21 protein-coding genes are annotated in these 21,869 nt (G+C 60.0%); 12 read left to right on the top strand and 9 right to left on the bottom strand.

Annotated features, from left to right (window positions below; all coding sequences use genetic code 11):
- Positions 1-56 precede the first annotated feature (56 nt).
- From speB to proC, 4 genes are all read left to right on the top strand, one after another.
- The gene (gene speB, locus NW804_RS06260) at positions 57-962 is read left to right on the top strand and encodes an agmatinase (protein ID WP_414410141.1); all 906 of its coding nucleotides are present in this window, start codon (positions 57-59) and stop codon (positions 960-962) included.
- Between the two features lie 53 nt (positions 963-1,015).
- A complete protein-coding gene (locus NW804_RS06255; protein ID WP_414405757.1) occupies positions 1,016-1,723 on the top strand; it encodes a YggS family pyridoxal phosphate-dependent enzyme in 708 nt (235 codons plus the stop codon).
- Positions 1,724-2,072: 349 nt separating this feature from the next.
- On the top strand, positions 2,073-2,648 hold the full coding sequence (locus tag NW804_RS06250) for a cell division protein SepF (RefSeq protein WP_414423147.1): 576 nt from the start codon (positions 2,073-2,075) through the stop codon (positions 2,646-2,648).
- Between the two features lie 5 nt (positions 2,649-2,653).
- Positions 2,654-3,457: a pyrroline-5-carboxylate reductase gene (gene proC / locus NW804_RS06245; protein WP_414411525.1), complete on the top strand. Its 804-nt coding sequence runs from the start codon at positions 2,654-2,656 to the stop codon at positions 3,455-3,457.
- On the opposite strand, the gene NW804_RS06240 is transcribed toward proC, so the two are convergent.
- The 4 genes from NW804_RS06240 to NW804_RS06225 all read right to left on the bottom strand — a co-directional run bounded on the left by NW804_RS06240 (position 3,401) and on the right by NW804_RS06225 (position 6,767).
- The gene (locus tag NW804_RS06240; protein ID WP_414423124.1) at positions 3,401-4,657 is read right to left on the bottom strand and encodes an NAD(P)/FAD-dependent oxidoreductase; all 1,257 of its coding nucleotides are present in this window, start codon (positions 4,655-4,657) and stop codon (positions 3,401-3,403) included. The genes proC and NW804_RS06240 overlap by 57 nt on opposite strands.
- Positions 4,658-4,709: 52 nt before the next feature.
- The gene (locus NW804_RS06235) at positions 4,710-5,993 is read right to left on the bottom strand and encodes an MDR family MFS transporter (protein ID WP_414420946.1); all 1,284 of its coding nucleotides are present in this window, start codon (positions 5,991-5,993) and stop codon (positions 4,710-4,712) included.
- Between the two features lie 65 nt (positions 5,994-6,058).
- Positions 6,059-6,208 (bottom strand): hypothetical protein, encoded by a 150-nt coding sequence (locus NW804_RS06230; RefSeq protein ID WP_414420947.1) that lies wholly within the window; start codon positions 6,206-6,208, stop codon positions 6,059-6,061.
- 262 nt (positions 6,209-6,470) lie between these two features.
- The gene (locus NW804_RS06225; RefSeq protein WP_414395562.1) at positions 6,471-6,767 is read right to left on the bottom strand and encodes a hypothetical protein; all 297 of its coding nucleotides are present in this window, start codon (positions 6,765-6,767) and stop codon (positions 6,471-6,473) included.
- 223 nt (positions 6,768-6,990) lie between these two features.
- Here NW804_RS06225 and NW804_RS06220 point away from each other — a divergent pair, with 223 nt between their 5' ends.
- The 4 genes from NW804_RS06220 to NW804_RS06205 all read left to right on the top strand — a co-directional run bounded on the left by NW804_RS06220 (position 6,991) and on the right by NW804_RS06205 (position 10,641).
- Positions 6,991-7,233 carry a Ycf34 family protein gene (locus NW804_RS06220; protein ID WP_414395204.1) on the top strand — a complete coding sequence of 81 codons (243 nt, stop codon included), beginning with the start codon at positions 6,991-6,993 and terminating at the stop codon, positions 7,231-7,233.
- 115 nt (positions 7,234-7,348) lie between these two features.
- Positions 7,349-8,362, top strand: coding sequence for an oxygen-dependent coproporphyrinogen oxidase (gene hemF / locus NW804_RS06215; protein ID WP_414410146.1), 1,014 nt, complete (start codon positions 7,349-7,351; stop codon positions 8,360-8,362).
- Positions 8,363-8,393: 31 nt separating this feature from the next.
- Positions 8,394-9,089 (top strand): alpha/beta hydrolase, encoded by a 696-nt coding sequence (locus NW804_RS06210; protein ID WP_414410147.1) that lies wholly within the window; start codon positions 8,394-8,396, stop codon positions 9,087-9,089.
- Positions 9,090-9,162: 73 nt separating this feature from the next.
- Complete coding sequence (locus tag NW804_RS06205; protein ID WP_414420950.1) at positions 9,163-10,641, top strand: hypothetical protein; 1,479 nt, start codon at positions 9,163-9,165, stop codon at positions 10,639-10,641.
- Here NW804_RS06205 and NW804_RS06200 read toward each other — a convergent pair.
- From NW804_RS06200 to NW804_RS06190, 3 genes are all read right to left on the bottom strand, one after another.
- The gene (locus tag NW804_RS06200) at positions 10,638-11,534 is read right to left on the bottom strand and encodes a putative CRISPR-associated protein (protein WP_414420951.1); all 897 of its coding nucleotides are present in this window, start codon (positions 11,532-11,534) and stop codon (positions 10,638-10,640) included. The two genes, NW804_RS06205 and NW804_RS06200, sit on opposite strands and share 4 nt — an antisense overlap.
- Positions 11,535-11,569: 35 nt before the next feature.
- Complete coding sequence (locus NW804_RS06195) at positions 11,570-13,147, bottom strand: ArnT family glycosyltransferase (protein ID WP_414423123.1); 1,578 nt, start codon at positions 13,145-13,147, stop codon at positions 11,570-11,572.
- 1,286 nt (positions 13,148-14,433) lie between these two features.
- Complete coding sequence (locus NW804_RS06190; protein WP_414420953.1) at positions 14,434-14,766, bottom strand: hypothetical protein; 333 nt, start codon at positions 14,764-14,766, stop codon at positions 14,434-14,436.
- Between the two features lie 185 nt (positions 14,767-14,951).
- On the opposite strand from NW804_RS06190, the gene NW804_RS06185 reads away from it, so the two are divergent.
- The gene (locus NW804_RS06185; RefSeq protein WP_414423122.1) at positions 14,952-15,587 is read left to right on the top strand and encodes an exopolysaccharide biosynthesis protein; all 636 of its coding nucleotides are present in this window, start codon (positions 14,952-14,954) and stop codon (positions 15,585-15,587) included.
- A 245-nt stretch (positions 15,588-15,832) separates the two neighbouring features.
- Here the strand turns inward: NW804_RS06185 and NW804_RS06180 are convergent, their stop codons facing one another.
- Both NW804_RS06180 and NW804_RS06175 read right to left on the bottom strand, forming a co-directional pair.
- Positions 15,833-16,747 (bottom strand): S1 RNA-binding domain-containing protein, encoded by a 915-nt coding sequence (locus NW804_RS06180; RefSeq protein WP_414423121.1) that lies wholly within the window; start codon positions 16,745-16,747, stop codon positions 15,833-15,835.
- A 99-nt stretch (positions 16,748-16,846) separates the two neighbouring features.
- The gene (locus tag NW804_RS06175; RefSeq protein ID WP_414395560.1) at positions 16,847-17,287 is read right to left on the bottom strand and encodes an RrF2 family transcriptional regulator; all 441 of its coding nucleotides are present in this window, start codon (positions 17,285-17,287) and stop codon (positions 16,847-16,849) included.
- 125 nt (positions 17,288-17,412) lie between these two features.
- On the opposite strand from NW804_RS06175, the gene NW804_RS06170 reads away from it, so the two are divergent.
- From NW804_RS06170 to ppc, 3 genes are all read left to right on the top strand, one after another.
- Complete coding sequence (locus NW804_RS06170; RefSeq protein ID WP_414405744.1) at positions 17,413-18,393, top strand: AAA family ATPase; 981 nt, start codon at positions 17,413-17,415, stop codon at positions 18,391-18,393.
- Between the two features lie 146 nt (positions 18,394-18,539).
- Positions 18,540-18,797: a DUF3146 family protein gene (locus tag NW804_RS06165; protein ID WP_414395189.1), complete on the top strand. Its 258-nt coding sequence runs from the start codon at positions 18,540-18,542 to the stop codon at positions 18,795-18,797.
- Between the two features lie 132 nt (positions 18,798-18,929).
- Positions 18,930-21,866 carry a phosphoenolpyruvate carboxylase gene (ppc, locus tag NW804_RS06160; protein ID WP_414423120.1) on the top strand — a complete coding sequence of 979 codons (2,937 nt, stop codon included), beginning with the start codon at positions 18,930-18,932 and terminating at the stop codon, positions 21,864-21,866.
- Positions 21,867-21,869 lie beyond the last annotated feature (3 nt).

Below are 21,869 nucleotides of genomic sequence, written 5' to 3'. Positions count from 1 at the left end.
CATCCCACAAGGGATCTTCGTTCAATACAATAGGAATCCCTTCCTGTACCTTTGCTATGTATCGCTCCCCCCTGCCTTTTCTGGGCCTGCCCGAGTCGGATCCAGAGGTAGCCCACGCCATTCTCTTGCCTGTCCCCTACGAGGCCACCACCTCCTACGGAAAAGGCACCGCCAAGGGCCCCCAAGCGCTCCTAGAGGCTTCGGCCTACGTGGAGATCTACGACGAGCTGAGGGACTGCCAGCCGGCCCTCCGCCCCGACTGTCGCGAAGAGATCTCCCGCTACTGGACGGCGCCGCCGGTAGAGTTCGAGGGGCTGGATACCCACGAGCTGGCCATGGCCGAAATTCAGCGCCGCGCTGCCGAGTGGGTTAGGCCGGGGCGGTTTTTGCTCTCCATTGGCGGCGAGCACTCCATCACTGGCCCCTTGATTGCTGCCCACTTGGTGCATTACCCCGAGCTGCATGTGCTGCAGATCGACGCCCACTGCGACCTTAGAGATAGCTACGAGGGATCCCGCTACTCCCACGCCTCGGCCATGGCTCGGGTAGTCGAGCAAGTGGGCAGCCGCCTTACCCAGGTGGGGATCCGTTCTATCTGCGCCGAAGACCGCCAGGCCATCCGCAAGTACCGCCTGCACACCTTCTTTGCCCACAGCCTGCACAGCAAGCCAGCTCAGGAGTGGATCCCAGAGGTGATTGCCACGCTGGGAGCCCAGGTTTACCTGACGGTGGATGTAGACGGCCTCGATCCCGCGGTCGTGCCGGCCACCGGCACCCCTGAGCCCGGTGGGCTGAGCTGGTGGGAAACCGTGGAGCTGATCCGAGCGCTGGGGCAGCAGCGGCAGATTGTTGGCGCCGACGTGGTGGAGCTGGCCGTTACCGGGGAGCGAGAAACCGATCGCCGCAGCGCTTTTACCGTCGCCAAGCTGGCCTATCAGATCCTAGCCGCCGCTTTGGGTTAAGCTCCCCTAAAGACTGGACTCTCGGTGTTGCCAGCTTCCTAATGCCCCCAGCCATGTCCTCGCCTTCTTTGCCGCCGCCCCTAGTTGACGAGGAGCTCATCCACAGCCGCATTCAGGCTGTCCGAGCCCAGATCCCAGAGCAGGTGGAGATCATGGCGGTGAGCAAGGGCTACAGCGTCAACCACATCCGCGCCGCCTATCGAGCCGGGATCCGCCACTTCGGCGAGAGTCGGGTGCAAGAGGCAGCCGTCAAACAGGCGCAGCTGCAGGATTTGACCGACATTGTCTGGCACCTGATTGGACACCTCCAGACCAATAAAGTAAAGCCAGCCCTCAAGCAATTTGCCTGGATTGACAGCGTCGACAGCCTGCGCCTGGCCAAGCTGATTGACCAAAAAGCGGGGGAGCTCCACCTCACCCCCAAGCTTTGCCTGCAAGTGAAATTGGCACCGGATCCCAACAAATTCGGCTGGCTTGTCCCCGACCTGCTGCAGAGCCTGCCTCAGCTCAATCAGCTGCTGCAGGTGGAAATTGTGGGCCTGATGACCATTCTGCCGCTCGGCCTTAGCTCAGAGGCCGCCTTGGAACTGTTTCGTAAACTCGCTGAGCTTGCTGAGTCCATTCGGCAAAGCGGCTACGAGCGCCTGCAGCTACGCACCCTCTCGATGGGGATGTCCGACGACTACCTGCTGGCAGTGGCGGCAGGCTCCAACTTGATTCGGCTGGGACGCGCTCTGTTTGCCAATGCCGAGCGTCGGTAGATGCAAACTTTATGAAGCCCTTGAGTTGTGATTAAATTCTTCTGAAGCTGTGCCCCTCTAGGATTGCTCTGCAGGGCTCTTTAGAGGGGGAGACCTGCGTTACTTGGCTGGCGTTGGCAGCTTCTTGCCCAAAGGCCTCCTCAGTCTCTTGAAAGAGAATATGAAGGACGTTTCCTAGCTTGGGCCTCTGCTCAACAAGATCGCGGGTCTAAACGCCGAGCTTGCTGTAGATGTAGGGTAGGTAGTGAGGATGCAAGGGATGAATGTCAGTGGAATCTGGAGCAGGGTAAAGGACTTTGTGGGCTTAAATGATCCCGCGGATAACCTGGAGGAGTACTCTGAATCGGAGATGGAGGGGCAGGACGACTACCAACTTCTCTACGAAAGACACCGTTCTGCATCGGCCACCTCTAGTGAGGAGGAGGTAGAGCACCCCTGGCGGGGACGGCGGCAGCGCTCAGTAGAAGCTGGCGAAGGGCCTGTCCATCGGGAAGAGTCGCGTGGCCATCGGCGCAGTCAGCCTCCTCGGGAGCGCTCAGGAGGGAGTAGTATGGGGAGCAAGGTGATTGGATTGCCTGGCGTCAGCCAGCCGACCAATGAAGTAGTGGTGCTGGAGCCGCGCAGCTTTGATGAAATGGCCCAGGTTATCCAATACCTGCGCGAGCGCAAAACGGTGATCATGAACTTAAGCCTGATGGATCCCGCCGAGGCGCAGCGTTCGGTGGACTTTGTTGCCGGCGGCACCTACGCTATTGACGGCCATCAGGAGCGTATTGGGGAGAATATTTTTTTATTCACCCCCAGCACCGTCACCATCTCCACCCCCAGTAGCCAAGTTATGCAGCCGCTGCAGCGCCCTTTGCAAAGCCCTACCCCTCTCTGGCCCAGCGGCTATGAGCACCTGCAGGCGGTAGGCCAGCACTAGCTGCGATGGAGCAACCGCTGCTGAGTGTCATTGGGGGCGGAGCTATGGGATCTGCCCTGCTGCGCCGCTGGGTGGCGGCAGGGGTTTATTCTCCAAAGCAGATGGCGCTGCGGGAGGTCGATAAGGACAGGGCCACCGCTCTCCAGCAAGAGCTTGGCATTCGTCTATTGGCCGATCCCTCGGAGGCGGGGGAGGCCGAGATTTTATTTTTGGCCGTCAAGCCCCAGGTCTTTCCGCAGGTAGTGGCAGAGATAGGGCAGCCGGCGGCCACAGAGTTGGTCATTTCTATTATGGCCGGGATCCCTTTGCAGCAGTTGCAGCAGGCTTTTCCCCGGCAAAAGGTGGTGCGCACCATGCCCAACACACCGGCACTGGTGGGGGCAGGGATCACGGCTATCTGCTACGGGCCAGGGGTGACGCCTCAGCAAAGGGATCTGGTGGAAAGGTTGTTTCGGGCTGTAGGCCAGGTGGTGACGGTGCCGGAGAGCCAGATGGATGCGGTAACCGCCCTGTCAGGATCGGGGCCAGGGTATTTGGCAGTGATCCTGGAAGCGCTCATCGACGGCGGCGTAGGGGTGGGCCTACCGCGCCCCATCGCCACCCAACTGGCGGTGCAGACCCTGGCAGGCACTGCTGCCCTCCTGCAGCAGGAGCAGCTGCACCCCGCCCTGCTCAAAGACCAGGTCACTAGCCCCGGCGGCACCACCATTGCCGGCCTCCAAGTCCTGGAACAGGCAGGGGTGCGAGGGGCCCTAATGCAGGCGGTGCGGGCGGCCTACGAGCGCTCCCGTCAGCTCCAGGGATCCTAGCGCCTGCCACAGCGGGCGGGTCATCCAGCTCCACCCCACCCTGAGCTGGTGCTCTAGAGTGGGCAGGCGGAAGAGGTAGGCAACTCGCCGCGCTAGGTAGCCCAGGGGGCCGGTTAGGGTAAGGCCGCCCAAGGCCGAGACTACTGCCGTATCCGCCCCTAGGCTGAGCATCTCCCCCAGCGAAAAGTAGCGAAACGGCAACAGCGGCCGCTCCTGGGTGAGCAGAGCCCACAGGTTCCAAGCGCAGTAGCCCGCTTCTTGGAAAGCTGCCTGTGCAGTTGCAGGTACGGGCTGTCCTGTGGCATCCACCACCGCTGCTCCGTCGCCCAGGGCAAATACTTCGGGAAAGGTGGGCGTTTGGAGAGTGGGCAGAACCTGCAGGCGGCCCCGCTCGTTTTTGGGCAAATCCAAGTTAGCAATGGCCGCCGCTGGTTGGGTGCCGACTGTCCAAAGCACAGCATCGACCAAGTCAACAGCCATCTCCTGAGTTGCCAGGCGCTGCCGCTGCAGACGAAAGGGAGGAGCGCCGTTTTCTCCCGTAGCCTCGATCCCAAGTACCTTGGTCTGCAGCTCCACCTGCACCCGCCGTTGGGCCAGCGCCGCCTGGGCTGCCTTCCGGCTTGAGGGAGCAAAACCCGGCAAAATCTGGGATCCCACCTCAATAAGACGGATCTGGCCGCGCGATCCCAGCCGGTCAGCCAATTTGCAGGCTAGCTCTACGCCGCTGGCCCCCGCCCCCACAATAGCTAGGTAAATGGCCTGAGCCGGATCCCGCGCTTCTAGGGTCTGCAAGTGGGCCCGCAGCCGTTGGGCATCGGCTAGGGTGCGGAAGGGAAAGGCAAACTCCGCTGCTCCCGGCACGCCCTGCAGAGGAGTTTCCCCTCCCAGCGCCAGCACCAGGGCGTCGTACTCCAAGGTCTGCCCCTCTGCCAGGAAGACGCAGTGGTCTTGGAGGTCAACCGACTGCACCGCGCCGCGGCGAAACGCTACCCCTTCCGGCAGCAAATCCTGGAAACGGGGGGCCACCTCCCACTCTTCCATCTCGCCGGTGAGCAGCTCGTAGAGCAAAGGAGCAAAAACAAAGCGCTCCTGACGATCCACCAGGGTAATCTGCGGCGGCTCCGGCCAAGGCCGGCGGATGAGCTCCAGGGCTGTATACAGCCCGCCAAAGCCGCCCCCAAGGATGCAAATGCGACGCATGCTTCGAGGGTTGAAGGTAACATCAGCTTAACAAACCGACCGGGATCCAGCCTCAGGGCTCTGCGTTGTGCAGGGGAACAGCCGCTGGCGGCGGAGAGACCGTTGCCGCATTGACTCTGCAGGGTAGGATGCTGTCCAAAAAGCTAAGGATTCCCCAAACCAGGCCGACGCTGGCCACCCAAAAGAGCCACAGCCCACCCGCCCAAGGAGGTGGCAGATCCAGAGCCACCCCCCCGATTAGCGGCCCAACGGCAAAGCCTGCTGCCCAGCAGAGGGAGTTGATCGATAGATAAACCCCCCGCAGATGCTCTGGGGCCAAATCTGCCACCAGCGCCGAAGCTGAGGGGTTGTAGCTCGCCAGGGCCAAGGAGAGCACCGCCAAGGCCAAGGCCGCCATCCCTATGGCCGGCATCGCTCCCAACTGTGCTGCTGGGCCGCTGAGCCAAACCAACCCAAATCCCAGCCCCCACATCAGGGCGGATCCCTGTAAACCCTGGATGCGGGTGAGGCGGTTCAGCCGGCGGGCCACTGGTATCTGCAGCAGGGCAACGATGGCTCCGTGCAGAGCAAACAACGGGCCAATCTGCACCTCAGGGATCCCAGCTCCCTTGCGCAAGTAAAGGGGCAAGCTGCTGCTGAGTTGGGCAATGTAGGTGGTGAAGAAAATGTTGGCCAGGGCGAACACCCATAGGGGGCGATCCCGCAGGGCAACTTTCCAGCCTGCCAACAGAGGCTCTGCCGCCGGCTGAGCTACTCGAGTCTCCTGAACGCAAAGCCAGAGCAGGGCTAGAAAAGCCAAGTACGTGAGGCCCTCGATAACAAACAGGAGGCGGTAGTTCTTCGTCAGAGCTACCAGGACGCTGGCCATGGCGGCGCCAAGGCTCAGGCCCAAGTTATCCCCCAGGCGGTTTAGGGCATAGGCTTCGTTGCGCTGCTCGCGCGTGGTTAGATCCGCTACCACTGCCTCCACCGGCGGCCAATAGAGGCCCTGCCCAAACCCTGCCGCCAGGTTGGCCAGGGCAAAGCTCCAGAAGCCATGGGAAAGGGCAAAGCCAAAGGAGCCCAGAGCGGAAATGGCCAGCGAGAGGATCAAAGTGGAGCGGCGGCCCCAAGCTCCGTCTGCCATGGATCCCCCGAGGAGGCGGCCAAGCACGCCAGCAAAGGCCATCATGCCCCGGCCCAAACCTACCTGAGTGGCCGTTAGCCCTACCTGATTGACGAAAAAGAGGGTGGTGTAGAACAGAGTAAAACCGGTTCCAGTTTGGGAGAGCAGCCGACCAATAAAGATCAGCCAGAACTGAAAGCCGAGCTGTGGCCACCAGTAAGGGATCCGCATAGGGGAGGCAACGGGAGACAGGTTACCTAGCCTAGGGGATCCCAGTCGCTGACGCCAGATCCGGTTCAGCAGGCAGAAAACTGAGTGGGAGCCAGCGGCTCCTCTTCCAGGGATCCGGTGGAAACCGCAACCAACTCCCCCAAATTCAGGTATTCGCTCAGCAGCCGCGCCAGCCGGTACACCCAGTAGTCGAGCTGGGCCAAGTCATTTCCCATCGCCTTCGTCACCACCAAACACCTGCTTTCCCAAACTGCCTGGCAGCACTCTCTCGACCTAAACCCCGCCGGCTCGCCTTTTCTTTTGGTCGGCCCACCCATCGGCACCGAGACAGACCTTGGGGGCCAGGGCTTGGAGGGCTGGCTGCAACAAACTGTAGCAAAAATTAAACAAGCATTGAGAACCAAGACCCGCCGGCCAGCAAGGCGGCTTGCCAACCCCTAGCATCCGTGGGCCAGCAGGAGAGGATCCAACTGGCTGTTACCTGACAGCCACTGGCGACTTGGCTGCCACAGCGCGCTCTTCCTCTTCTTCCTCAGGAGGAACAGCCACAAACTCGATGTGGTTGAGCAATGTTGTCACGAAGGCAAAGAGCAGAAAAGGCAGGGAGATGACCAAGATCAACGCGATGGTGAGGAAGGCGTAGAGAGGGCTATTCATCAGAGAGAGGGCGGCGCCCAGGCCAGCAAAAATCACGATTAGCCAAACAATGATCTGGCCGTAGATATCCCCAAAGGAGAGGGTACAGATAAAGCGGTAGCGGGTGTGGGTGTTCATGGCAATTCCTCGGGATAGCCTGGCTGGCTTGATCCTGACCGGGAACCAAGCCTTAGCCTCACGGGTGGATATGAGTATCTTGAGATTTTAGACGAGAGAAGGGGAGACGCCTCTCTTTCCTAAGAAATGTCTCAAGAATCGGCTGAGCAAGCCGGATCCTCCGTCTTCCCGAAGACAGGATGCTATCGTCGAGATCGCAGACTCTTTCTGGTAGGCAGCAGCCATGTGTATTTGTATTCACTGCTACTACGTGGATCGCTGCACCACCTATCACGCCGTGGAAGCGCAGCACCAACAGCCCCACCTCACCCTGACGCCAGATTTTGAGCCGCAAGGGCCCCAGATCAACGTCAACATCCGCAACGGCGGCACTGAGATGGAATGGGATGTGGTGGCCTGCCAGAGCTTTCGTGAGGAGCGGAACAAGTGGGCAAGGCTCCGCCCCCACGAGGTCGTTCCCACTTAAAATCTAGAGATGGCCTAGATGCCAAAAGGGTTCTCCGCGCCTGGGGGCTTGAGACTTAGGTCTGCTGCAGGCAAAAGCCTTAGTTCGTTTATTTCGAGAGATTGGGAAGACTACGATGCTAACCGCAAGCCCGACAGCACCACCAACGGATGCTCGTCAACGGGTAGGCCAGTTTATGCGGTATCTCCAGGACGAGATCTGTGCTCGTCTGGAAGCGCTGGATGGCAAAGCCAAGTTTCGGGAAGACAGCTGGGAACGCCCTGGAGGGGGAGGCGGTCGCTCGCGGGTCATCCAGCAAGGAGGCGTGTTCGAGCAAGGAGGGGTCAATTTTTCCGAGGTATTTGGCTCCCAGCTGCCCCCTTCGATTTTGAAACATCGCCCCGAGGCAGCGGGGCATCCCTTTTACGCCACCGGTACCTCCATGGTGTTGCATCCCCGCAACCCCTATGTGCCGACGGTTCACCTCAACTACCGCTATTTCGAGGCGGGGCCGGTTTGGTGGTTTGGCGGCGGCATGGATCTCACCCCCTACTACTTGTTTGAGGAGGATGCGGCTCATTTTCACCGCACCGCCAAAGCGGCCTGCGACCGTCTGGATCCGGTCTACTACCCAACTTTCAAGATCTGGTGCGACCGCTACTTCTTCTTGCCCCATCGGGGCGAGGCCCGCGGCGTTGGCGGCATTTTCTTTGACTATCAAGACGACCGGCCCGGGCTGCTCTACCGCCCTGAGGGTGAGGCAGAGGCGGATCCCGAACAGCTTGTGGCTGAGCCGCTGCCACTCCAGGCGCGGGTGGGATCCCGCAGTTGGGAGCATCTCTTTGAGCTGGTGCAAGCCTGTGCCGAGGCGTTCTTGCCTGCCTATGTGCCGATTGTGGAGCGGCGGCAGGGGATGGAATGGGGGGAACGGGAGCGACAGTTCCAACTCTACCGGCGCGGGCGCTATGTGGAGTTTAACCTCGTCTACGACCGGGGCACGGTCTTTGGTCTCCAGACCCAAGGTCGTGCCGAGTCGATCCTGATGTCGTTGCCGCCATTGGTGCGCTGGGAATACGGCTACGAGCCGCCGCCCGATAGCTGGGAAGCCAAGCTCTACGAAGTGCTGCGCCAGCCTCGGGATTGGGCCTAGGCGGTATTGGTCTCAATTTTTGAGGATCGCGTTGTCTTCCCCTCTGCCCCTTGTCTACCGCTTTCAACCGCCCCGCCAGGCCGGGCCGGGATCTGCTCCTGTGTTGGTGATGCTGCACGGGATCGGCAGCCATGAGGGGGATCTCCTCCAGTTGGCCCCTTACTTGGATCCCCGCCTAGCGGTGATTAGCCTAAGGGCGCCGCTTCCCTGGGGGGCGGGTGGCTTTGCCTGGTTTGAAATGGCCTGGACGCCGGAAGGGCTGGTGGGGGATCCCGAGCAAGCCCGCCGCAGCCGGGAGCTTGTCAGCCACTTTCTGGAGCAGGTTCTGTCCCAGGGGATGGCCGACATTTCTCTAGATCCGGCCCGGGTCTATTTGCTGGGGTTTAGCCAGGGGGCGATCATGAGCCTATATCTGGCTCTAACCCGGCCGGAGAAGCTGGCTGGCGTAGTGGCCATAAGCGGTCGCCTTTCACCGGAGATCCTAGCCGAGGCGGTGGAGCCAGCCCGGATGCAACACTTGAGCGTCCTCGTGGTTCACGGCACCGCCGATACCGTTTTGCCTGTGGCTTTCGGCCGCCAGATCCGCGACTACTTTGCCTTGCTGCCCCTGCGCTTGACCTATCGGGAGTACGAAATGGGCCACGAGGTTTCCCCAGAAAGTTTGCGGGATATCCAAGGGTGGTTGCAAAGTCAGCTGGACAAAAGCTGTGGCCCTCCTTGGAGTTGAACCCTGGGCAAGGGCTGGGAGCCGTTGGGATCCCCTACAATAGCGGCAAAGTTTTTGCCCCCTGAGGGTCTCAGTGAACGGCGGCCAGCCTCCCTACGACATCCTCATCCTCTCCAACGGCCCCGGCGAGCTGCTCACCTGGGTGCGGCCAGTTGTCCTAGAGTTGCGTCAGCAACTGCCCCAGGCGCGTCTTTCCCTGGTGCTCTCTCCTTGTCCGCACGCTTCTGGGCAAGAGGTGAAGATAGCAGAGGAATTTATCCAGGTCGATCGGGTTCAGGATCCCGATTTTTTTCTAGCTTTTTTGCTCACGGGTCAGACCGAAGAAGCCTGGGATTGGGCCAAGCGGGGGGTGGTGCTGTTCCTAGGAGGGGATCAGTTTTTTGCGCTCTGGATTGCCCGCCGTCTGCGCTACCGTCTGGTAGTGTATGCGGAGCGTCGGCCCCGCTGGCGACCCTGGGTAGACGTTTTTGCGGTGCGGACGGAGGAGATCAAACGCCGCTACGACGGGGGACGCCTCTTGGGCCACCGCTGGGCTGCCAAGATGCAGGTGGTCGGGGATCTGATGGCCGATGGAGTGGCCAGTGCTGTCTACTTGCCGGGGATCCCTCTTCCCGGCTGGCTCAGCAGTCGCTTTCTCCCCCCGCCGGCTTCTAGCGTTGCTCCTGAAGCGACGGCAGGCTTTTCCACCCTCCTCCAGCCCCTCCCCGATCCCATCGAGGAGCCGGAATCGGGGCAAACGGCACCGGAAAGGGTGGAACCCCCCCCTGCCGACGAAGCCTTGCTGCCGCGTGGCTGGCAACGTCTTGGCGACCGCAACCGCACCCACTACCAGGTGGGGCTGCTCCCCGGCTCCAAGCCAGCCAAGCTCTCCCTGGGAGTGCCGCTGGTGCTGGCGGTGGCCGATGAGTTGCGCCAGTTGTTGCCCAACGTCCGCTTCGTGATCCCAGTGGCTCCTGGCCAGACCCCTCAGTCGCTGGCGGCTTACGCCCATCCCAAGCTCAACCCCGATATGGCCGTGATCTACGGCACCTCCGCCACCCTGGAACAAACCAACCTAGGCTCCCACTTCGTCACTCCCTTTGGCACCACGGTACAGCTGTGGACCCGTTTCCCCGCCTATTCTGTGCTAGCCAATTGCGACCTCTGCCTGACTACAGTTGGAGCCAACACCGCTGAACTGGCCTATCTGGGGGTGCCCATGGTGGTGGCGATCCCCACCAACAAGCTGGAGGCGATGCGCGCCTGGGACGGGATCCCTGGCCTGTTGGCCCGCTTGCCTGGCCTGGGCACTTGGATAGCTCGCCTCATCAACACAATTGCCCTGCGGTGGCTGGGTTACCTGGCTTGGCCAAACATCTGGGCAGGACGGGAGGTGGTGCCGGAGCTGCGAGGCCATTTGCGCCCGATCCAGGTAGCCGAACAGATGCGAACCTTGCTGGCAGACCCCCAACGGCGCCAGCGGATGCAGAGGGAATTGCAACAGCTAGGGGGCAGACCGGGTGCGGCCCAGGCCATCGTGCAACTCGTGGCCCAGCAGTTGAGCAAAAGCTAAATGAGGCGACCGAGGCGCTCCCGCAGCTCGGCGGCAGCCTGCTCTAGATGCTCGGGAGTATAGCCGGTGGTCTCTACCCGGACGGCAAGGTGGGTGCCCTGGCTCTCGTGCAGATGGATCCACAGAATGTGGCGGCCATCTTCGGTTTTGCGGTTGGCGGCTTTGACGCCGTTTTTGGGGGCAGCGTAGGCGTTTGGGTCGTAGCGAACCAGATCCACCCAGGGAAGGTCGCGCAGGAGCTTTTCCACCTTGGCCCAGCTGCGAGGGCGGTGGTGGCTACTCTCGCTTCGCAATTGGATGACCTCGGCGCGATCGCGGCCAGAATCTGGCAAGCTTGCCCGCGGGATCCGAGGCTGGACTGGCGGTTGCAGATGGGGCAGATACACCAAAGACTTGTATTGCTCGTGGATGTAGCAGACCGGGATCCCCAGTTGGCTGCCCACCACGGCCATAACCATGGCCTGGGCTTTGAACCCCCCAGTGGCGGCGAAGGTGACGAGCCCTCTAGCGCTCTCCGCCAACTGTTTCAACAGCTCGGCCATCCGCTCTAGGGAGGATTCCTCCAGCTCGTAGTTGATGCCGGGGAGGGGCACCAGGGAAACCCCTTGTTGGCCCAGGGCTTCCTCAAAAAAGAGCTTCAAAATCTGGGCACACTCTTGGCCTTCAGGAGTTTCTGAGTAAAGCAAAATCAAGGCATCCTGGGGGGTGGGGTCCAGCCGGTAGTAGGTGTTGGTTTCGGCGCTGATCAGTTCCAGGTCGGTCTTTCTCATCCAGGCTAAGGCCCGTTCTGGATCCCCAATGGTCTTTTGCCCTAGCCACGGCCGCGGCGGCTGTAGGTTTTTGTCCGGGTTGGTGAGCAAAGAGGTGCCCACGGTCATGATGATGGTCTGCATGAGTTCCCCGCAAATGAAGCCCAAAGCTATAGCTCTTAGCGCCGGCGGGAGTAGGGACGAGGATAGGGCTGACGCATTTGCCGAGCCAGGTACACCTGAAAGGTCTGCGCCACTGCACCCGCCCGCCGCAGAGGGATCTCGGCCACCGGTTCAATGTGTTCAAAATAGTTGCCGTAGGTGGCTGGGATCCCTGCTTTTGGCTGGAACAGCGTGGAGGTGACTAGCAGTCCGTCTTTTCCCAGCCAGTCTTCCGGCTGAGACCAAAAGGCAAAGCCCCGCGGATCTTCATCTAGGCAGGTGAGGGGCTTCTCCGTCAGCGGTGCCAAGGCCATGCCGATCTGCCCGCCCAGGAAGTAGGTATTGGTGAAGATGAAGTCTACTGCCTCCAGGGCCTGAGTCAGGCGGGGATCCGTCTGAAACTGGCGGCGCAACTGCTCAATTTCAATGAGCTGAGTGGAGGGATCCCGTTCCACTGGCCACAGGCCCAAGCCGCCGGGCGCCTGCAGCAACCCGTAGCGCACATGGGCTAGCCCCACCCCCACCAACAGACCCACCGCCACCGCCGTCCCCGCCAAGAGCCGCTTTGCTCCTGGCCATCCTTCCCAGCGGGATCCTAAAAGCAGGCTCAGCACCCAAAACCCCGGCATGGGCCAGGTGGGGAGGATGGGGCGGTAGCCCCCCATCAAGGTAAAAGCCAGCACTAGCGGCAGCCCACAGGCCAGGATTAAAAGGTGCCTCAGCTCCTGATCCGCGAGGCGTCTTCTCTGGAAGAGAGCTAGCCCCAGCCGCCCGCCCTCAGCCAAGCTCAGCCCCAGCAGAGGGATCCCCAAGGTTGGGAAAAGATAAAAAACTTCCTGCAGCACCGTCAGAGCCAGATCCTGCAGGCGGTAGCCTGTCTCCGGCACCGCTCGCCCCCCTTGGAAGCGAAAGGAGATCCAATCCTGCTGGGCGTTCCAGAGCAACACTGGGCTAAAGACTGCCAAGAACCCCAGCGCCGCCAAAAGCGCCCAGCCGGATCTAAAGGCACAGCGGTGGGCCGGGCTGAGCAGGCAAAAGAGCACCAGGCCAAACCCCAACGCCAGGCCGTGGTATTTGCCCAGAGAGGCCAGCCCCACCAACAGCCCAATCAGCGCCAAGCGCGGTCCCGGTCGGTAGCGAGCCGACCCGTAGACCCCCGGTTTGGGAGCCGGAAAAAACTCCTGGGCAGCCACCCACAGCGTTGCCGCCGTAAACAACGTCAGCGGGCTGTCCGGCAGGGTTAGCACCCCAAACCCAATCCAGAAAATGGGTGCGATGCTAACGGTTGCCAGGCTAATCAGCCCCGCCTGCACCGAAAAGAGCCGCGCTCCGGTGAGGTAAAGCAACAGCGAAGAGCCGCTGTAGGCCAATAGGGATCCCAGTCGGATGGAAAAAGCCGACACCTGACCTGTCAAAACAGGCCCCAAACCCGTCGTCCAGGCCACCAGCGGCGGATGGTCAAAATAGCTCCAGTCCAGATGACGAGTGTAGAGGTAGTAGTAGGCTTCGTCAAAGCCTGGCGGCAACAGAGCCGCGACCAGACAGCGCAGAAGCAGGCTCAGCCCCAGAATCCACAGAACAGCCCGCGGCAGCACAGGGGATCGCTTTGAGCGCGTGGGCAGATGCCATTATCTCAGCTTTGGCAAATCTTGCCTCCCCCACCTTCCCCAAAAACCAAGGGGGGTCTAGTCTAGGCCTAAGGCGTTGTCTCCGGCAGCCTTACTGGACACCTCAAAAGCTGGCCCAATTGTTCTGCTTCCGCCCTTGCCTTGCTATCGTCAGTACCAAAACTCAGGTACAACAAGGGTTCTCCTGCTTGCAACTGCACCTCCACCGAAAAAAGGTATCGCCATCAGAGTCTGTTGTGCTCTGAACCACAACTTGCTGCACGTCTCTGAAGGAGTAAGTTTTCCTCCTCCTTATCCCAAAGGGAGTGAGGTACTCCTCCAAGATCTGGTCTAGGGAGCGGTCAAAGGTCAGCCGGCATCTCGGCAGCGCAACTGTTCGCAATAGACCTAAAAGAAATAACATTCCTGAGAGAAAAAGCACAATCAGAAGTACAGACAAACTTCCTAAGTTGAGAGTATTGCCGTCCACCAATAGCTGACTCTCTGCACTCACCCGAAACGATTGGATCTTTGTTGCCAGTTGTCGGGCTTTGCTCTCGCTGGCGGTTGACCAGGCTTCCTTTTCTCCTGCAGAAGTTATGAGAGTGACGTAGTAATAGGTTCTCTTGTCTCCCTCAAAGTCTATTTGAACTTCAGTTTTGGTTCTGGCCCCTCTTACGTTATAGTAAGACCTGACCCATTTTGGTAAGAGCAGTGGCTGGAAGACCACTTCGCAGTTGACCATATCCTGATCAAGGCGATAGCAAGTGAAGCTGCGATCTACCAGAAAACGCCAAGTCAGGGAACAAAGACACAGCACCAAAAAGAGAGCAAAGATAGCACTAACCGACAAAACTCCAAGCCCCCTTAGATAAACACGCTTGCTGGGGGTCTGCTCCACACACCTCATCTCCATAGGCTTACCTCCGTCGGGATCCTAGGCTTTGCCCTCATTATTGCTTGCTGCCGTGATACCTGACCGTTTTCCACAATTTTGAGAGCGGAGTTTGGTTTTTTATGCCCAAATTAGACTGAGATCCAGGGCAAAGCCAGGGAGGAGAGGATCCCCCTGCAGGTAAGCTGGGCGCTCCAGGACTTGTAATGGCTGGCTAGGACGATAGACACGGGTCAATTAGCCAGCCCAGTTAGTGCAGCTTGACTTGCAAAGCAACTAGATCGCTCGGAGGGATCGCAACTCCAAAACAAAGCTCCCTAAGCGCTCCCGGCAGCATCCAGCAAGAGGTGAAGGGTCGAAGACCAAGCGATTTTCCTTTTCAGCTTTTGGGGATCAGCCGCTTCGGACAGGCGGCGCGGATATGGGACTTGCTCAGGTCAGGCATGAGGGCCAAGGCTCGTTCGGCATCAATTTGTGCTTCGCACACTGCCTCCAGCACCTGCTCTGCCAGCAGGGAAAGGGGCATGTCAGCAGTCTCCTCTGGATTGGTTTTTTCAGAGATTTGCCGAACTCCCTGGGGCGGAGGGGGTAAGGTCGGCTCTGCTCGGGGAGGCAAGGTAGTGGAGGTGCCCACTGTCAGTTGGGTTTCGGCAAAGGTTGCGCCAATCCTCCCCAGCAGTAGGGATCCCAGCAGCAACACCAGCCCAGCCATCCCCTGTGCTGGCCAACGCCTTGGTCTCTGGGCAAGGCTACGGCTGCCCACCCCCTTGTCCAAGCTCCTACCGAGCCCCCGGCTGCTCATTTCACCCCTCCAAGACCACCTTCTTCCTCAAGCCTCAGGATATCCAACAGACTCAGAATTTGCAGTAGGCTAGGCCTTGGTCAACCTTTCCTGCTATGGCACGTCTATCCCAAGAGCTAGCCCGCTTAGCCGGCCTTGCTAACAGCTCGGAGCAGGCCGAGGGATCCCCACCAGAGGCGATCCGCATTGAAGAGATTCTCAAACTGGCGCGCGAGCGCAGCTTTGGCTTGTTTTTGGCAGTGCTGTCTTTTCCCTCGGCTTTGCCTCTGCCCGCTCCTGGCTATTCCACTCCCTTTGGCGTGGTTATTCTGCTGCTGGCCCTACAAATGCTGTCAGGGCGAGCTACTCCCTGGCTGCCGCCATGGGTGCTGCAGACATCCATTGAACGGAAGCAATTTCAAAAATGGGTGCAGGTCGGGATCCCTTGGTTGCAGCGCCTTGAACAAGTCGCCCGCCCCCGTTGGAACCCAGTCTGCACCAGTCGCCTGGGCCAGGTCTGGCTAGGCACCTGGATTGGTTTGATGGGCATTTCCATGATCATCCCTGTGCCCGGCACCAACACCCTGCCAGCGATGGGGGTATTCGTCACCGCCTTCGGCCTCCTGGAAGAAGATGGGATCCTCTGCAGCTTGGGATCCCTGATCTGTGTGGCAGCGGGGCTGCTGACCACTTCCATTTTGGTAGGCTTGGGGCTGGGGGGAACGACCTTGTTGGATTGGCTGCGAAGATAGCGCCCTACCAGCCTCTCTCCCAGAGGGAGTTGGGGATCCCAGCTTCACTGACAAGCTGTATCGCCTACACCTTGCTGCAATCTAGAGCTCCGCGCCGCTAGCGGGAGATCCTGGCTGAGGTGTTCAACACCCCTACCTCTGGCGGCGTGACATTGCCGCAGCCCCCAGCACTGCTTCTGTAGCAATGGGGCGAGATTGAGGGATCCAAAAAGCTCGGCCTGGAGCGCCTCGGCAGGCGGCATGGGTTAAATGACCTCGCCCTCGGACGTGATTCTCCCCTTGAGTTTGCCGGCTCGTTTTTCAGCTTCCTCAAGAACAAGAGGCAGTTGCTCCAACACCTCGCCAGGGTACTTCTCCAACACTCTCAAGGAGAGGGCGACCCGCCCCTTGGTCTCATCCACATCGATGACCACTGCTTTGATGGGCTGCCCAGGCTGGAACAAGTCGGAGAGAGAGGCAACAAAGCGTTGGCTGACCTGCTTGATGGGCAACAGCCCGCTGGCCCCTTCCTCCAGCTCTACAAAGACGCCAAAGGGCTTGAGGGCGCTGACCTTGCCCCGCACCACTTGGCCGGTGGTATAGCTCCCCAAGCTCTCCACTTGTCGGGCCACTCGCTGGGAGAGCACCAGCTTGTTGGCTGCGGGGTTGACCTCCAGCAAACTGGCAGTGAGGAATTGGCCCACTAGCTCCTCCAGAGCTTCCCGCTGGATGAGATGGGAGCGCGGAATGAAGCCGCGCAGGCCCTGCACATCCACCACCACCCCGCCCTTGTTGATGCCAATCACCGGCGCTGTGACCACCTCGCCTCTGGCTTGCTTTTCGGCCAGCTCTTCCCAGAGCCGCTTCAGCCGCAGCCGCCGCACCGAGAGCAGGATCTGCCCTTCTGCGTCTTCTCGCAAGATGAGAAACTCGGCTTCGCTTTTGAGGGGAAACACCTGGCTTAAGTCTTCCTCTGAGCCAATCCCAGCTTCCTTGAGAGGCAAAAAGGCTGGCGACTTGGCGCCAATATCCACCAAAACGCCGTCGCTCTGGTGCTGGAAGATGCGACCTCGCACTACCTGGCCCGGTCGGAAGTCAAGGCTTTGGGCCGCTAGAGCCTGGGCAAAGTCTTCTGCGGAAAAGATCTCGGCAGCGGGCGGGCGGGGGGAGTGCAAGGTCATGGCCAGGGTAGCGATGTGAAGCAGTGCGCTCTAGAATAACCCAAAACAGAGTCAGGATCCCAGCCCTTCCCGCCCACCGTGGACTTTGCTGGCTGCAGCTTAGATGTAGTACATCAGCCTGGCCTGTTGCCCTTGGGCCTGCCGGTCACAGAGATCTTGCAAGGTTGTCTTTTGGAGAATGTCCACTGCCGCTGCTTGGGCCTCTTGCCAAGCCTGCAGAAGCACCTGGCGCTCTGGAGTGAGATCGCTGCTGGGCAAGGTGCGGGAGCGGCTCAGCTCCTCGCCCTCGATGGCCTGAATGACGTCTAATAGGGAAATCTGCCAGGGCGGTCGAGCCAGAAAATAACCCCCTTTGGCCCCCCGCTGGCTGCGCACCAGCCCCTGCCGGCGCAAGGTGGCCAACAGTTGCTCCAGGTAGCGGTCGGGAATGGACTGATGGGCTGCAATCTCCCTAATCTGCAACACCCGGCCGTCGTTGTAGTGCTGGGCCAATTCCAGCAGCGCCAGGAGCGCGTACTCGCTTTTGCAGGACAGCTCCAAAATACCCATCCTTAGCTGTAGGGATGAGATCTATGATATTCCGGTTTTCCGCCGGGGTTTTGTGGGATCCTGCTCTGGGCTGGGATTGGGCTTGTATGGTGGAATAGGCCTCTTTGGATCGATCTATGGTGGGTGCGGGCACCCGGATCCCGGCGGAGCGACTGCAAACTTTGCAGCAGCAGATCGGCAGGCTGATGGCCAACGTCGAATCGGTATTCCAGGGCAAGTCGCAGGTGGTGCAGGCGGTGGTGACAGCCCTGGTGGCAGAAGGTCATGTCCTGCTAGAGGATGTGCCGGGAGTGGGCAAGACCACGTTGGCGCGGGCCATAGCCCGCAGTTTGGGGGCCAAGTTTCAGCGAATTCAATTTACCAGCGACCTCTTGCCGACTGACATTCTTGGCCTCACTCTTTTCAACAAGGAAAAAGGGGAGTTTGAGTTTCGCCCCGGCCCTATTTTTGCCCATGTCATCCTAGCCGACGAGATTAACCGCACCTCGCCCCGCACCCAGAGCGCCCTGCTAGAGGCGATGGCGGAAAAGCAGGTTTCGCTGGACGACCGCACCTACCCGCTGCCCCGCCCCTTCATCGTGCTAGCCACCCAAAACCCTTTGGAGTACCACGGCACCTATCCCCTGCCAGAAAGCCAGTTGGATCGGTTCTTGGTGCGGCTGTCGATTGGCTACCCCAGCCCTGAAGTTGAGCGATCCCTCCTGTTGCATCGGCAACAGGCGGATCCCGTGGAGGCTCTGCAGCCCGTGCTTTCACTGGCCGAGTTACGGGAGATTCAGGCGGCGGTGGATCAGGTGTACTTGGAGGGATCCCTGGCCGACTACCTTCTCCAGGTAGTCCAGGCTACACGCACCTCCAAGCTGCTGCGGGCTGGGGTCTCCACTCGAGGAGCGTTGGCTTTGGCAAGGGCAGCGCGAGCCAGGGCCCTCGTAAAGGGACGCGGCTTCTGCCTGCCCGAGGATCTACAGGCCTTGTTCGTGCCGGTGCTGGCCCATCGTGTTTCCCTAGCTGGAGGGGGAGAGATGGCAAGTAACCGCCGGCAGGAAGCCGAAGCCATCATCCGCGACATTGTGGCCACGGTCGAGCCCCCGGTTTGATATTCCAGAAGACAGTCGAGGGGGTTGCCCTGCCTGAGGCTTGCGCTTCTCTGGCCCAGGGGCTGGCTAAATTGGGGGCTGGCAGAGCTAGTGGGCCTTTGCGCCGCTTTTATGGAGAATAGGGGATAGATTCTCACGGCTTCAGGATGAGCCAGCTACCTCAGACCACTGCCCATGTGCAGATTACCCGCCGCTCCTGGCAGGAGGGTGCCATTGAAGGGGAAGTCAGCGCTAACGGCTGGGTTTGGCACTTTTGCTGGCGCTTTCGAGGTGGAGGGCTTAGGGTGGAGCCCTCAGTGGGGCGAGCCTTGATTTGCGATCCCTTGAGCCGTTTTTTGGAGAAATCGGATTACCTGCTAGAGCCCGGCAGCAACTACTCATTTGTTATTCGTAGCCGCCTCTAAATAGCCATTTGGAATCCTCAAGCGGGAGAGGCTGGCGCTGAGCAGACCTCCCTTTCCTCGTCATGTCGGCTACCTCTGTGCTGCCGGCGGACAAGTTCTAATATTGGGATGGTCGTTCTAGGAGCTGCCTTCATGACCTCTTCCTCCCACCTAGCGGCTGCAGAGCAGGCCAGTGGTTCTGCTAACGGCCTGAAGGAGGCCTCTCTCCTGGCGCAACGGGATTCCTTGGACCGGGCCCTCCCTAGGGACGAGGTGCTCGATCGCCGGAACACCTTGTTGAACCAGCGCCTGCAACTTGTTGAAGAACTTTGGGAATCGGTAATCCTGCGGGAGTGTGGGCAGCCGTTGGTGGATCTGCTGCGGCGGCTGCGTTCCCTGTGTTCTCCTGAAGGGCAGACTCTAGAATATCCAATCCCAGAAGTCTTCCAAATTGTTGAGAACCTTAGCCTTGAGGAAGCCATTCAAGCAGCGCGCGCCTTTGCCTTGTTCTTTCAGCTCATCAACATTGTTGAACAAAATTACGAGCGAGCAGAAGACTCGGATATGCGCATGGTGGACAGCCAACAGCGCACCGTGCGGGAAAACGAAAAATTTGAACGGCTCTTCCCCTACCTCCGGGCTCAGGGAGTGCCGCCTGGCTTGCTGCGCCGCCTGCTGGAGCGGCTGCACATCCGCTTGGTGTTTACCGCCCACCCCACTGAGATTGTCCGCCACACCATCCGCGAAAAACAACGGGTCTTCTCCCGTCTGCTCAGCCAACTGGACTGGGCAGAGCAGTTCGACCCTCTGCAAGCTCAGATGTTGAGAGAACAGCTGGCAGAGGAAGTTTTGCTCTGGTGGCGCACCGACGAGTTGCACCAAACCAAGCCGACGGTGCTCAACGAAGTCGATTACACCCTGCACTATTTTGAAGAGGTACTGTTTCAGGCTATCCCTCTACTGCACGAGCGCCTCAGGCGCAGCCTGAAAAAGTCCTTTCCCACCGTCGAGCCGCCCCCTGCAGGATTTTGCAACTTCGGCTCCTGGGTGGGCGGGGATCGCGACGGCAACCCTTCAGTGACTGCCGACGTAACCTGGCAAACAGCCCGCTACCAGCGCAACCTCATTTTGGGCAAATACATTGAGTCGGTGAAAGCGCTCACCAAAACCCTAAGCGTCTCTTTGCACTGGGGAGATGTGGACAGCCAACTGCTGGACGCCCTCGAGCAGGATCGCCGCCTCATGCCTGAGGTTTACGAGACCTTTTCCTTGCAATACCGCCAGGAGCCCTACCGACTGAAGCTCAGCTACATCCTGCGGCGGCTAGAGTTGACGCGGGAGCGCAACCGCAACTTGGCTGATTCCGCCTGTCTGCCCGCTCCTCCTTCCTTGGGCAACGCTTACGCCAGCGCCGAGGAGTTTTTGGCCGACTTGCAACTCATCCAAAGAAGCTTGAAAAACAGCGGCCTTTCCTGCCGCCAGTTGGACTACCTCATCGAACAGGTACAGGTCTTTGGCTTTCACCTGGCTCACCTAGATATCCGCCAAGACAGCAGCTACCACGAGGCCGCGCTCACGGAGATCTGCGAGTACTTGCGCATCTTGCCGCGGCCTTATAGCCAGATGACGGAGGAGGAAAAAACGGCTTTTCTCCTGCAGGAGCTGCAAACCCGGCGGCCCCTGATTCCGCTGGAGGCTCCTTTTTCTGAGAAAACGGCGGAGCTGATTGCCACCTTGCGTACCCTGCGCCGCCTGCAGCAGGAGTTTGGTCGAGACATCTGCCAGACCTACATCATCAGCATGAGCCGCCAGCTGAGCGATCTGCTAGAAGTTTTACTGCTGGCCAAGGAGGTGGGCCTTTATGATCCCATTAGCGGGCGCGGGTCTCTAGCGGTAGTGCCGCTGTTTGAGACGGTGGAAGACCTGCAGCGGGCGCCGGAGATCTTGCGGCAGTTGCTGGAGATCCCCTTCTATCGCCAGTACCTGGCCCAGCAGGAGAATTTACAGGAGGTGATGCTGGGCTACTCCGATAGCAACAAGGATGCCGGCTTTTTGAGCAGCAACTGGGAGATCTACAAGGCCCAGCAGCGGCTCCAGGCGGTGGCCGAGGCGTGTGGGGTAAAGTTGCAGATCTTCCATGGGCGGGGTGGCTCGGTGGGTCGCGGCGGCGGGCCGGCTTACGAGGCCATCTTGGCCCAGCCTGGGCGCAGCGTGGGGGGCCGCATCAAGATTACCGAACAGGGAGAGGTGCTGGCTTCTAAGTATTCCCTCCAGGATCTGGCCCTTTTCAACCTAGAGACGGTTACTAGCGCTGTCATTGAGGCCAGCCTGCTGCGCACTTACCCCAATGACCTGCACGAGTGGTCGCGCCTGATGGAGTCCCTAGCGGAGCGCTCGCGGCAGGTGTACCGCAACCTGGTCTACGAGCAGGAGGGCTTTGAGGAGTTTTTCCACGAGGTCACTCCTATCGAAGAGATTAGCCAACTGCAGATTAGCTCTCGCCCAGCCCGCCGTAGCGATGGCTCAAAGGATATCCGATCCCTGCGGGCCATCCCTTGGGTATTTAGCTGGACGCAAAGCCGTTTTCTCCTGCCAGCCTGGTATGGAGTGGGCACTGCCCTCCAGGAATACGCCGCCCAAGGCGAGCACCATCTCACCCACCTGCAACACCTCTACCGCGAGTGGCCCTTCTTCCGCATGGTGATCTCCAAGGTGGAGATGACTCTGGCTAAAGCGGATTTGCAGATTGCTCGCCACTATGTCCAGGAAATGAGCTCCCCCGAGCGTTTGCTGCGGGCAATGGAGCTGTTTGAGCTCATTGCCCAAGAAATGCACCGCACCCGCGAGATGGTTTTAAAAATTACCGGCCATAGGGAGCTGTTGGAAAGTGACCCCTACCTAAGACGCTCAATCCAGTTGCGCAACCGCTCCATTGTGCCCCTGGGCTTTATTCAGATCTCGCTGCTCAAGCGCCTGCGCGGCAAGCAAAGACCCCCCCTTCACCCCAGCCAGCACAGCCGCGCTGAGCTGCTGCGCGGAGCCCTTCTCACCATCAATGGCATTGCCGCTGGCATGCGCAATACCGGCTAAAGG

The organism is Synechococcus sp. WC10meta (assembly GCF_047461475.1).
The sequence above is the reverse complement of the archived record's forward strand: the minus strand, read 5'-3'. Positions and strand labels throughout refer to the sequence as shown.

Coding starts and splice junctions, on each gene's coding strand:
- speB (WP_414410141.1), top strand. CDS start 57: ATGTATCGCTCCCCCCTGCCTTTTCTGGGCCTGCCCGAGTCGGATCCA.
- NW804_RS06255 (WP_414405757.1), top strand. CDS start 1,016: ATGTCCTCGCCTTCTTTGCCGCCGCCCCTAGTTGACGAGGAGCTCATC.
- NW804_RS06250 (WP_414423147.1), top strand. CDS start 2,073: ATGGAGGGGCAGGACGACTACCAACTTCTCTACGAAAGACACCGTTCT.
- proC (WP_414411525.1), top strand. CDS start 2,654: ATGGAGCAACCGCTGCTGAGTGTCATTGGGGGCGGAGCTATGGGATCT.
- NW804_RS06240 (WP_414423124.1), bottom strand. CDS start 4,657: ATGCGTCGCATTTGCATCCTTGGGGGCGGCTTTGGCGGGCTGTATACA.
- NW804_RS06235 (WP_414420946.1), bottom strand. CDS start 5,993: ATGCGGATCCCTTACTGGTGGCCACAGCTCGGCTTTCAGTTCTGGCTG.
- NW804_RS06230 (WP_414420947.1), bottom strand. CDS start 6,208: ATGGGAAATGACTTGGCCCAGCTCGACTACTGGGTGTACCGGCTGGCG.
- NW804_RS06225 (WP_414395562.1), bottom strand. CDS start 6,767: ATGAACACCCACACCCGCTACCGCTTTATCTGTACCCTCTCCTTTGGG.
- NW804_RS06220 (WP_414395204.1), top strand. CDS start 6,991: ATGTGTATTTGTATTCACTGCTACTACGTGGATCGCTGCACCACCTAT.
- hemF (WP_414410146.1), top strand. CDS start 7,349: ATGCTAACCGCAAGCCCGACAGCACCACCAACGGATGCTCGTCAACGG.
- NW804_RS06200 (WP_414420951.1), bottom strand. CDS start 11,534: ATGCAGACCATCATCATGACCGTGGGCACCTCTTTGCTCACCAACCCG.
- NW804_RS06190 (WP_414420953.1), bottom strand. CDS start 14,766: ATGGCTGGGCTGGTGTTGCTGCTGGGATCCCTACTGCTGGGGAGGATT.
- NW804_RS06185 (WP_414423122.1), top strand. CDS start 14,952: ATGGCACGTCTATCCCAAGAGCTAGCCCGCTTAGCCGGCCTTGCTAAC.
- NW804_RS06180 (WP_414423121.1), bottom strand. CDS start 16,747: ATGACCTTGCACTCCCCCCGCCCGCCCGCTGCCGAGATCTTTTCCGCA.
- NW804_RS06170 (WP_414405744.1), top strand. CDS start 17,413: ATGGTGGGTGCGGGCACCCGGATCCCGGCGGAGCGACTGCAAACTTTG.
- NW804_RS06165 (WP_414395189.1), top strand. CDS start 18,540: ATGAGCCAGCTACCTCAGACCACTGCCCATGTGCAGATTACCCGCCGC.
- ppc (WP_414423120.1), top strand. CDS start 18,930: ATGACCTCTTCCTCCCACCTAGCGGCTGCAGAGCAGGCCAGTGGTTCT.